Annotated in this window: 2 protein-coding genes and 1 pseudogene; all 3 read left to right on the top strand. The window is 37.4% G+C overall.

The window, feature by feature from the left end; all coding sequences use genetic code 11:
- A pseudogene (locus ACFO3O_RS22280) lies at window positions 1-1,340 on the top strand (PorP/SprF family type IX secretion system membrane protein); the annotation flags it as partial.
- Window positions 1,341-1,399: 59 nt separating this feature from the next.
- Window positions 1,400-11,155 carry a T9SS type B sorting domain-containing protein gene (locus tag ACFO3O_RS22275; protein ID WP_379983031.1) on the top strand — a complete coding sequence of 3,252 codons (9,756 nt, stop codon included), beginning with the start codon at window positions 1,400-1,402 and terminating at the stop codon, window positions 11,153-11,155.
- Window positions 11,156-11,182: 27 nt separating this feature from the next.
- On the top strand, window positions 11,183-12,178 hold the full coding sequence (locus ACFO3O_RS22270; protein ID WP_379983030.1) for a PorP/SprF family type IX secretion system membrane protein: 996 nt from the start codon (window positions 11,183-11,185) through the stop codon (window positions 12,176-12,178).
- The last annotated feature ends 604 nt before the right edge of the window (window positions 12,179-12,782 follow it).

Raw genomic sequence — 12,782 nt, 5'->3', positions numbered from 1 at the left:
GACTTGCCGCAGAAGAGCAAGCACGTTTGGAAGCAGAAGAGCAAGCAAGAATAGAAGCGGAAGCATTAGCGAAAAAAGCAGCCGAAGAAAAAGCGCGACTTGCTGCCGAAGAACAAGCGCGACTTGCCGCAGAAGAGCAAGCACGTTTGGAAGCAGAAGAGCAAGCAAGAATAGAAGCGGAAGCATTAGCGAAAAAAGCAGCCGAAGAAAAAGCGCGACTTGCTGCCGAAGAACAAGCGCGACTTGCTGCCGAAGAGCAAGCACGTTTGGAAGCCGAAGAGCAAGCAAGAATAGAAGCGGAAGCAATAGCTAAAAAAGCAGCCGAAGAACAAGCACGACTTGCCGCAGAAGAACAAGCGCGACTTGCTGCAGAAGAACAAGCACGTTTGGAAGCAGAAGAGCAAGCAAGAATAGAAGCGGAAGCATTAGCTAAAAAAGTAACCGAAGAAAAAACTGACACCCCTACTCCTAACGATGAATTAGGGCGCTCACTTCAGACATTAACAACTCAAGCTGAAGCGTTACAAAGCTCTCAGAGTACTCTTTTAGAAAACCTTACAATAGCCGTAAACAGCAAGGACAAAGACCTCACTGACCTTAAGAATGAAAATGATCTTAGCGAACAAGGAATATTTATAGAACCAAAGCCTTTTAAGAGTGTTTCTCAGGAAAATGCGAAAATAGAATCACTAAAAATAGAACTAGAGGAAACTCTTGAAAAACAAAATGAAAAGATTAAAGAGCTAGAGGATGTATATACCAAAAGAGCTAAAAAAGTAAGAGGTAATGATAAAATTAATCAATACTATAGAGATGCGATCGCATCTCTGAAAAAGCAACGTGAGGAGACAAGAAACGCGAAGATATCGGCAATATCTCTTCTTGAAGATATTAAGGTAGCTACTCAATTTGAGCGGTCAAGAAGAATTAAAAGAGCCATTTTTGATAATGAAGATGACAGGTATAAAAAGGATCAGGCGACCCTTACTATTTTAAAGCAGAATACCCCATTAAGTAGTGTTCCATATAAAGTAGAAGATTTTGATTTTGGAGAAGAAAGAAGTAATAATATTCAAATTTTGAAAAACGTTGAAAATACCGATAATGCTTATTATTTAGTATTAGCAGTTCACGGAAATACCAGTAAAAGGGATGAATTTGTCAAGAAAGTTATCGCTTCGGGTTATTCTAATGTAAATTTCTTTTACGATATCAATACAAGTAAGTATTATATATATTCAGATAAAACAACTTCTCTGCAAAGTGCAAATGAGAAATTAAATAAACAAAATAATGCGCCATATGCATCAAGAATGTCTATTATAAAAATAGAGAATTAAAAACATAGAACCCGAGCACAATTTTTTTAGTTAGGATTACCCCCCAAATCAAACTGATTATGAATATCGCCAATTTTTATAGAGTATTACTCTTACTAATACTAAGTAGCATGAGCTTTCAAGCTTTTGCTCAAAACCTAGTTCCTTTTACACCTAGATTTGACGACGATTTAAAAGGAGACATACTTACCATAGGAAATACTGTTTTAGGTCCCAGTAATGATCCGCTTAATACAGATATAGGTAATAATAGTAATGTCAATATGCTCAATATTGATATTGATAACGATAGTTCTACATTCAATTCCTCAAGTGCAGAACTTGTTATTCCTAACCCTAATTGTTACGTAATCCGAGAAGCAACACTCTATTGGGGAGCCGTAGAACCAGAAGATAATACTAGCGATGATACCGTTAGACAAGTAAAATTTAAAGGACCCTCAGGTGACTATATAGACATTACTGGAGATATCATTTATAGAGATGAGAGTACAGATCTCAATTCAGCTTTCCCTTATGCTTGTGTCGCAGATGTAACAGATATTGTACAATCCTTCCCCTCAAATCTAGGGTATTATACAGTGGCAAATATCGCTACTAAAACGGGCGTAGGTAACAATGCCACCCCACGTAATAGAAACGGTTATACTGCTGGATGGTCTTTATTCATAGTTTATGAAGATCCTACCTTGCCGAGTAAGTCTATTACTAGTTTTGATGGTTTTAGTGCAATATTTAGAAATCAACCAGCCGTAGATATTAATATTGACGGTTTTCGCACATTGCCCTTTCCTCAGCCTGTAAGAGCTAATTTAGCTTTTGCAACCTTAGAAGGTGATTTGTCACTTGGTGGTGATAGAATGAGTCTTAATGGAACTGACCTTTCAACTGTAGACAGACCTGCTGGTAATTTCTTTAGAAGTCTAGTTACTCAGCTTAATGCACAACCAGTTGATAACAGAATTCCAAACAGCTCAAACACCTTAGGTTTTGACACAGGAGTAATTAGTGTCCCTAACCCAGGGAATAATGTGATTGCAAACGGAGATACTTCTGCAATAATGAGTCTTACGACAAATAGTGATTTCTTTTTACAGTATTTTTTCGCGTTTGCTGTAGAGATAATAGAACCAAAAATAGTTCTCACAAAATTAGTAGAAGATGAGTTCGGAAATGACATAAGCGATCAGGTAGTCAATTTAGGACAAGAACTTAATTATGTAATTTCCTTTGAAAATATTGGGAATGATGATGGTAGAGATTTTACCATTAGAGATGTCTTACCCATAAATACGGTATTTGACTATCCTGCGGGCTTAGATTTACCAGCAGGTGTAAACCCCGTAAGTTATAACCCTGCTACTCGTGAACTTATACTATCTGTTGAAGATTATTTAATTGAAGAAAACGATCCTATTGTCGAATTTAGAATTCAGGTTAACGTTGTTGACACGTGTAGTCAATTAATTGAAGCCTGCTCAAATCTTATTCAAAACCAGGCTTTTGGAAGTTACATAGGAACCATTAATCCCGATTTTGTAATTACAGATGACCCTAGCGTAAGCTCAAATACAGGGTGTTTATTAGTTCCTCAAGCTACTAACTTTTTAGCAGATATCGATGCTTGTGAGTTTGAAGAGAATGCTATTTTATGTGGAGATAGCACACTGCTAACCGCAGCAGATGGTTATGACACATATTCTTGGTCAAATGATCCCTCAGGTATACCAGTGATAGCAACTACGCAAACATTGACAGTAACAGAAAGTGGTACTTACTACGTATTTAATACTGCTCCAGCTCCATGTAGATCAATTATACAAATTTTTAATGTCATAACGTATGGTGAAGATCAAACGAATCCGATCCTTCCACAAGCAGACGAGATTGTTACTTGTCCTGACGATGGCAAACTTTTGCCTAACATTTTTTTATGTGGGTTAAATGATTTTAGAGAACTAACAGCAAATATAACAGACTCAAATTCTATTATCTGGGAGCAACTTGACGAAACAAGCTGTCCTCCCGTAAGTGACATTGATTGCGCAAACGAAGATGGAGGATGTGTTTGGAATCAAGTTGCTACAGGTACAGATTTCACAGTAAATACTGCCGGGCAATTTAGATTGACAGTGAATTATGATGGGGGATGCTTCAATCAATTTTTCTTTAATGTATATCAAAATATACTTGACCCAACTGTCGTAGTTACAGATATCTTATGTGACAACCTAGGAACAATTACTGTAAATAATGTTCCAAGTAATTATGAGTTTAGCTTAGATGGTATTACATATCAGGAAAGTAATGTATTCACTGTAAGTTCTCCAGGAGTTTACACTGTCTATATTAGACAAATAAATGTACCTGGAGGAGCCTGTGTCTTTATCGTACCTGATATACTTGTGCGTGAGAGAGATTTTACTTTTGAGGCTGAGGCCATTCAACCTTTATGTAATGGAGATTTAGGGAGTATTCAAGTAGTAGCTATTGATGCAGAACCACAATACACTTTCTCTATCCTCGAAGGAGGTGTTTTAGTAAATACTGTCGGCCCTATTATTGAGAATAATTACAACTTTGAAAACTTAGGTCCAGGCATTTACACTGCCACTTTAGAAACAGAAGATGGCTGTATAGGTTCCCAAGAAGTCACGATTACAGAACCACCTCTACTTACGCTAACGGCCGACCTCATCGCTCCTTTTATTGATTGTTTGATTCAGGCCGTAGACAGTAATGGCAACCCAATATTTGATGAGGACGATAATCCTGTATATGAAGAGACTCAAGGGGAAATAAATATGAATGCAAATGGTGGAACACCTCCTTATGTTTATTTTATAAATAGCACTACCGTTTTTCAAAGTGATCCTGTTTACTTAATAAACAGTGCAGGGACTTACAACATTACAGTTGTAGATGCAAATAATTGTGAAGCAACTACCTCCTTGGATGTTGAAGAAATTCTACCTCCACAGTTTACTGTATCTTCTACTAATATTCTATGTTCCGACTCTGGAGATAGTGGAATTATTGAATTTACAGTAACTAATTCGAATGGAAGCAGTTTGGAATATAGTATTGATAATGGTATGAGTTATTCCAATGCCTCAATATTCACAAATCTTGCACCTGGAACTTACGAGACACTTATTCGTTACACTTTTGGACCTTCATCGTGTACTACAGATCCTCAATCTGTAATTATAGAAATTCCAGATCCTATTACAGGAGACGTATCCATTACAGAAGAATTTACGTGTACAACTGGTGCTGCTGAAATCACAGTAACCGATGTAAGTGGTGGAACACCCACATATACATATAGTATTGACGGTGTTAATTTCCAATCAGAAACTATTTTTTCTGGATTAACAGATGGATCTTATACCATCGTCATTCAAGATGCAAATGGATGTACATTTACCACCGAGGCAGTAATAGTATTAGCGTTAGATCCCCCAACAAATTTAGATTTTACAAATACCCCAATTACTTGTCCAACAAATACAAGTGACGTAACGATTACTGCTACGGGTGGTGTGAGTCCGTTAGAATTTAGAATCACTGCACCCACATCGGCAGCTACAGTATTTCAATCGTCTAACATCTTTACTGGACTAGCACCAGATATTTACACTTTTGAAGTGAGAGATGCTAATGAATGTGTATACAGTGAACAATATAGTATTGACCCTCTTCCTACCATAAGTGTAAGTGCTCAAACCCAAAACGACGTGACCTGTGTGGGTGGGGCTGATGGAGTGATTTTAGTAACCGTTTCAGGAACTACGAATTTCGAGTATAGTATTAACGGTGCACCACCAGTAACTGGAACCTCTCCCATATCTCTTACAGGTCTTCCTGCAGGAGTTTATACTATAGTAATTCAAGACTTGCTAACAAATTGTCAAGCGACCAGTAACATCGAGACTGTTGATGAGCCAGTGACACCTCTGCAACTTACCGCAGATGAAAATCCTATAACTTGTGATAATGAAGGAAGTGTACTACTAGTTGCTTCTGGAGGTTGGGGAGGATACACATTCACTCTCACACAACCAGATAATTCCATAGTGGGTCCACAATCTAATAATACTTTTGCTGGTTTAAGCCTCTCAGGACTTTACACAGCAACTGTAGAAGATATAAACGGTTGTCAAGAATCAATAACTTTTAATCTAACCAACCCAGAAAATGTTGAAGCGGAGATAAGTAATGTTTCAGATCTATGTTATGATGGCACTAACGCTGCAACTATAGAAGTAACGGTGAATTCTGGAGTCGCACCTTTTGAGTACAGTATTAATGGTGCACCTTTTCAGTCAGACAGTGTGTTTGACAATTTAGTCCCTGGTAGTTACACCATAGTGGTACGTGATGCTTATGGATGTACCGTTACTTTGCCAACTTCTATTATTGCACCAGAGATTACTGTTTCTGCAGTATTAAGTGATAACCTAGATTGTACAATATCTACAGATGCTGAAATAACGGTAACAATAGGTGGAGGTACACCACCTTTTACCTATGAAGTCTCTGTAGATGGGAACCCTTATAGCGATCAAGGAGCAACTCTTTCTCCATTTACCTATAATACAGCTGCACCTGGAAGTTATCAATTCCGAATTACTGATGATGAGGGATGTATCGCAGAATCAAATATTGTAATCGTTAACCCTCTTTCTCCTCCCGAAATAGATCTTGTTGTGGTTGCGCAAGCAATACAATGTAATGGCGATGAGAATGGGGCCATTGATGTAACTATTGATATGACCACTGGAACTCCTCCTTTTAGTATTAATGTGGTCAATACTACTTCAAATACGGATTATGGCTCCCAGACTTTAGGTCTTCCCGCAGGAGATTATACCATCACATTAACAGATGGGAATGAATGTACCGATGTAGAGACAATTACTATAAGTGAACCAGATCCTATTATTGTAGACATTGAGCCTTTTGATATTACCTGTGAAGCAGGAGGAGTTTCGCTCGGTGAAATTAGAGTTAATAGTATTACTGGAGGTACAGGATTGTACGACATCTATGTTACAGGTGCTGGTGGTTATATGGATCAAGCACTAGATGTAACAGGAGCCACTGTTGTTAATTTTGATGTTATTGACTTTGGTCTTTATCAAGTTAATGTTATTGATGAAAACGGTTGTTCATTATTAACTCAAGATATACTTATTGCATCACCACCCAACGATTTAGATATTATAGTAAATTCTACGGTAGATTGTACAACTGGTGGAACCACTGAAGTTTCTGTGAGTACCGTTTTAGGTAGTTCAGGACCATTTTTCTTTGCTATATATACAGATCCTGTCCCAGTATATCCTAATCCTGTAGGAGATTGGTTCCCAGAATCATCTCCAGGAAGTGTAATCTTTACAGGTCTAACCCCTGGACTTACGTATACATTTATGGTCTATGATGACGCCACCATGTGTACATATTTTGAAACGGCAGATATTCCTATACCAACAGATTCAACATTATCAGTCTCTGCACCAGATGTTGATAATATAACGTGTACAGGAAATGGAGACGGTGATGTATCCTTTACTGTGACAAGTATTTATGGCACCGATGTAACTATTGATTATGAGATTTTTAATTCTCTAAGTCAAGTTACCACCGGAATCTCAGGCATGGATACGGTTCCTGCTGGTTCTTCAATAACCGTTTCTGATTTAGGCCCCTTAGGAATAGGAAACTACTATGTCTTGATAAGTGAAACCTCTGGATCCAACACAGGTTGTGGTGTCATTACAGCACCGTTTAATATTACCGAGTCGCAAATACCTCTCGGACTATTGACAAATATTGATCAAGATGCAAATTGTAATCTAGCCTCTGGTGTTATTAGCGCAATAGGTCAAGATGGAACTTCACCGTACCAATATCAAATTACTACAACCCCTACCGCTCCTTTAGCAACAGACCCATCTTGGGCTGATCAAAGTGTTTTTAATGTTGACGCAGGAACCTATTACGTACACGTACAAGACACCTATGGTTGTATCGTGACGAGTCCAGCCCAAATAGTTGATATGAATCCTTCTCCAGTGGTAGACGCAGTTGTAGCAAATCCTTGTAACACACCAGAAGGTGATTTTGAAATTGATGTAACGCTTACAACAGCAGGAGCTCCTCCTTATAGTTTTAGTATCGATGGTGGTGCTTTTCAAGTACAAACGCCTCCTTTTACACTTTCAGGACTAAGCTCTGGAACTCATACCGTAGAAGTTCAAGATGCAAACGGTTGTGGTAATTCCATATCGCTAGATATTTTAGTCCCACTTGCTCCTAGTGTGCAAGTCATTGCATTACCGTCTTGTGACGATGATGATGGCGAAATCGAAGTGAACGCTAGTGGCGGCTCTGGAAATTATACGTTTACTATTGCTCCAAACCCTACTTCAGTTACACTCACTGGTAATGTGTTTTCAGGAGTACCATCCGGAACGTATACCATCACAGTAGAAGATGCAGACCCATCAAGCAATTGTACAGCGACTACAGAAATAACTCTCGATGTGCCTACTCCAGTAACTTTTGAAACTGATGTAACAGATGTAGGTTGTTTTAATGGCAACGATGGTAGTATTACAGTAACTTTATTAGCTGGAAATGATAACCCAACCTATACGTACGAGATTATCGCACCTATTATCGTGCCTGCTCAAAATTCAAATATTTTTCTTGATCTTCCAGCAGACACTTATACTGTACAAGTAAACTCTGGACGAGGTTGTTTTGAAATAGCAGACGTTACCATAAATGAACCCTCCCTTTTAGAGGCATCTGCTATGGTTACCGAATTTATGTGCGCACCAGATAATACTGTAAATTCTTCAACAGTAACTATTACAGGATCTGGAGGTACTGCTCCCTATTCATACAGCGTAGATGGAACTAATTACTCAACTACAAATACATTTACAATTTTAGACACTGGCAGTGTACAAATAATTGATGTATTTGTTACCGATGCTAATGGTTGTACAGCAACAAATACTGTAACCATCGATCCTTTAGCCACTATTACAGCGGCAGCAATCACAATAACCAATCCGATCGATTGTAATGGTGCTGGTGAGGTAACAATAAATGTAATTGGAGGTTCTGGAAACTTTAACTACCAGTTGCTCCCCGATGGAACACCTCAAACATCAAATATTTTTGCTCTTACTAATCCAGGAACTTATTTCTTTCAAGTAAATGATTTGGATACGGATTGTTATTTCTTAACAGATCCATTTACCATAGACCCTTTTGATACTATTGAAGCAACAATAAGCACTACTCAAGACATTGATTGTTTTGAAAACGCTATTGGCCAAATCGAACTTACCGTAAGTGGTTACACTGGCAATTATGATTATCAAGTATTAGATAGTACAGGAACACCAATCGGTCCAGTACAAACTTCTAATACAAGTAATAATCCACAACTCATTACTGGATTAGAGGCAGGTAATTATACGGTGAGTGTCACAGCTACTGAAAGTCCATTTTGTGTTGCCATTTCAAATACTGATAATATAACAACCCCTATCGAAGCGTTATCCTTGAATGCTTTAGAAAGCTTTGATGTAACTTGTACAAATGATCAAGGGATTATAACTGCAATCGGTTCTGGCGGAACACCACCTTATGAGTACGAACTTGATGGAGCAAGCACTGTACCTTTTTCTAGTAACGGAACATTTGAAAACTTAAGCGCTGGTTCTTACAATATTACTGTTCGTGATGCAAATGGATGTCTAAATAGTGAAACTATATTATTAGAAGTTCCTGAACCAATAGCTGCAACTTTTGTTCCGAGTACTACCCAAGTTACTTGTTTTGGAGATCAGTCAGCTTCTATTACGATTACTAACGTTAGCGGAGGCCAAGGAGTTGATTACAACTATACACTTAATAGAATTTCCCCTAACCCGAGTACATTTGGTCCTCAAACTTCAAATATTTTTACAAATTTAGGTGCAGGAGTGTATTCCGTTACGATTCAGGATCCTTACAGTTGTGAACTTACTTCTGCCGATATTACCATTACCGAACCAGATCAAATTCAAGCAAGTCTTGTCTTAAATACAACTCAGACGTGTGCTACTGAAGCATCACTTACATTAACAGCATCTGGAGGTATACCGCCTTACACCTACAGTGAAACTAGTGATTTCAGCAATCCTTTAGGAACCTTTGCAAGCAGTGTTACTTTTAGCGTTCCTGTAGGCTCTTATAATTATTATATTAGAGATGCAAATGGTTGTATTAATGGAGTTTTTAATGAGATAACGATAGACCCATTACTACCTTTAGAAGTTAATTTTGATTCTTTAAATCCAGCTATAAACTGTGTTGGTGATAGCACTGGTAGTATAATTGCAACAGCCCAAGGAGGAGTAGGAAATTATATATATACATTACAAGATAGCACAGGCGCTACCATTCCAATAAGTCAAAATCCACCTGGTACTTTTGAAGGCCTTTCAGCGGGTATTTATATAGTACTCGTAGAAAGCGGGGATTGTGAAGTAGTTTCTGAAGTTATAGAAATTACTGAGCCTGAAAACGGACTGAATGCTACATTAGATATTACTGAAATAACCTGTAGAGGTGCAAGTGATGGGATACTGGAAATCTCTACAACTGGAGGAACAGGTATGATTCAATATGCCATTTCTCCTAATTTGGATCAATTTTTTGACATTAATGTCTTTGAAAATTTAGAACCTGGAGATTATGTTGTCATTGTTCAAGATGAATTAGGGTGTTTCTTAACGCTAGAATTTACATTGATCGATCCTGAACCAGTCATACTTGGCATCGTTGCAGATTCTATATTTCCAGAACAATGTTCAGGAGAACAAGACGGTTCATTTATCATAGAAATTTCAGGAGGATCACTTCCATATTCTGTAAGTCTTGACAATGAAAATGGTCCTTACACGACTGGAGAGGATTCACAAACTGAATTTATGTTTGATAATCTATCAGGAGGGGATCATATAGTTTATATTCGGGACAATCAGGGATGTGAATCTATTTGGAATATACCGTTTCCAGAATCTGTAACACTTAATCCGCTAGTTGACGTTGAACTATTATGTAGTGAAAATGTTCCAACCAATATTGTTACAGTAACAGTAGATGACAGTATCACAGACCCAACACTTTTAGAATACTCGCTGAATGGCGGACCATATCAAAGTAGTAATGTGTTTACCAATATTCCTCCAGGTGTAGGAAATTATATTTTGGTTAGACATGCTAATGGATGTGTACAGAGCACAGATTTCTTTGATATTGATCTGATTGATCCTTTAGCGCTTAGTATTATGGAAGGTAATTACAATGAAATAATAGCGACTACAACAGGAGGATTTGGCAATTATGAGTATACATTTAATGATATTTCCACTGGTAGTGAGAATGTATTTATTATTTCGGAAACAGGCACATATCTAGTGACCGTAACTGATGAAGCTGGATGTATTGCCACTGCAGAAATTTTTATTGAATTTATTGATGTATGTATCCCTAATTATTTCACCCCAAATAATGATGGAGTAGCAGATACCTGGGCACCAGGATGTGTAAACAATTATCCAAACCTAAGCACCAAAATATTTGATCGCTATGGACGCATGGTTGCATCTATACGCCCTGGGTATTCTTGGAATGGAGAATATGATGGTAAAGAACTGCCTTCTGGTGATTACTGGTATGTAGTAACCTTGGGGATTTCAGAGAATGATCGACAATTTGTTGGTCACTTTACACTGTATAGATAATACAGAAGCAACTTAAAAACTTAACCTATGAAAACATTAATAAAATACATCTTTTATGTACTATTTCTATGTAGTACTACGCAAGGTATTACTCAGGAACTTAACTTACCTGTTTTTAGTCAATACCTAGCAGATAGTAACTTTGTAGTGGCACCTACATTTGCTGGTATAGGTGATAATTTCCGTATACGCCTCAATGCGCTTACACAATGGGTAGGTATTACTAATGCCCCAGACAACCAGGCTCTTTATGCAGATTTACGTTTTGCAGATCGATCTGGTTTAGGAGTGTCATTATACAATGATAGAAACGGAAATACCCGTCAACAAGGATTTAAATTATCGTACGCGCATCATCTCACACTTGATTACAAAACACAACAATATCTTTCTTTGGGATTATCAGTAAACACGAATAGTTTTAGTATTGACATACAAAATTTTTCACCTACTGTAGACATGCCATTTATAGACCCATTTGTTACAGATAATCGTGCTGTAACAAACCTAAACTTTGATGTAGGAGCTTTATATCGGTATAGAGATATTTTTGTTAGTGTAAATGCCAATAACATTCTCCCTAAGGAAATTGATAAATTCGCTGGTTTTGAACCTGATTTACTATTTAATCTACAAGTCTATTCAGGCTACACTTACAGAACTAACAATTACTCGCAATGGGAGCCATCTATATTTTATCAACAATATATTAGTGACGGTAGATCAAGCACAGATATTAATTTAAAGTACCGTAAGTACAATAGAGATAATGATTATTACTGGTTGGGAGCTACATATCGCTTCCTTAATGATCAAGTTGGAAACCCATTAGGGATAGGTCCAATGGTAGGTCTAAAAAAGTCTATTTTCTTCGTGTCTTATGCCTATCAAGTTACACTCAATGAGTTTATCACTTTAAATTCTGGAACACATTCTATTACAATAGGTTTAGACTTTCTTCAAGGTCGAGGTAGTTGTCCGTGTACAGCTACAAATGAAGGGGCTAGAACTTGGGCTTATTAAAATAGTACACCCTAATATCATATATTTAAAATAGAATCTCTTAATTAACTAATCTAATTCCTTTATACAAAACTCTTGTCTTTTTGCGCATTAGATATGTTTTAAAGGATTACTCTGTTTACAGTAGTGGGTTTTCATATATCAAGTTGGTTTAGAGCCACTATGGTGTCCTAAACTCCATATGAGTCTAAAGAAGATACTTTTGATGAATTGCTCTAGGTTCAATTGTCAAATCTTTACCTGCTATAATCAATAATAGTCTTAATTCAATAAAGTCCAAAAAAATAATCTGCAACTACAAATCGTAGTTACAGATTACAAGACTATGTTGACATAGCACATTTTAGTGTGATAGGATAGTTTTTTACGCTTTCGCGAAAGCGTACTCCTCCAAACAACAATCAAAACTCTCTAGGGTATCCAAAAGATTTAAAACAAATCTTACGCTCTTTGGTCTAACGGGCAACGGTTTTTAACGGCTCAACACAAAAAGTTGTGGGGTAATTAAAATTGAGACAACTTTGCTTTAAAAAATTCTATGTCCTCAGATGCTCTATTTGCTGCCGCCAACTTATTACTTCCAGAAGTTCTTGTAACTTATTTT

Source organism: Dokdonia ponticola, assembly GCF_042653865.1.
Taxonomy (GTDB): Bacteria; Bacteroidota; Bacteroidia; order Flavobacteriales; family Flavobacteriaceae; genus Dokdonia; species Dokdonia ponticola.
The sequence above is the reverse complement of the archived record's forward strand: the minus strand, read 5'-3'. Positions and strand labels throughout refer to the sequence as shown.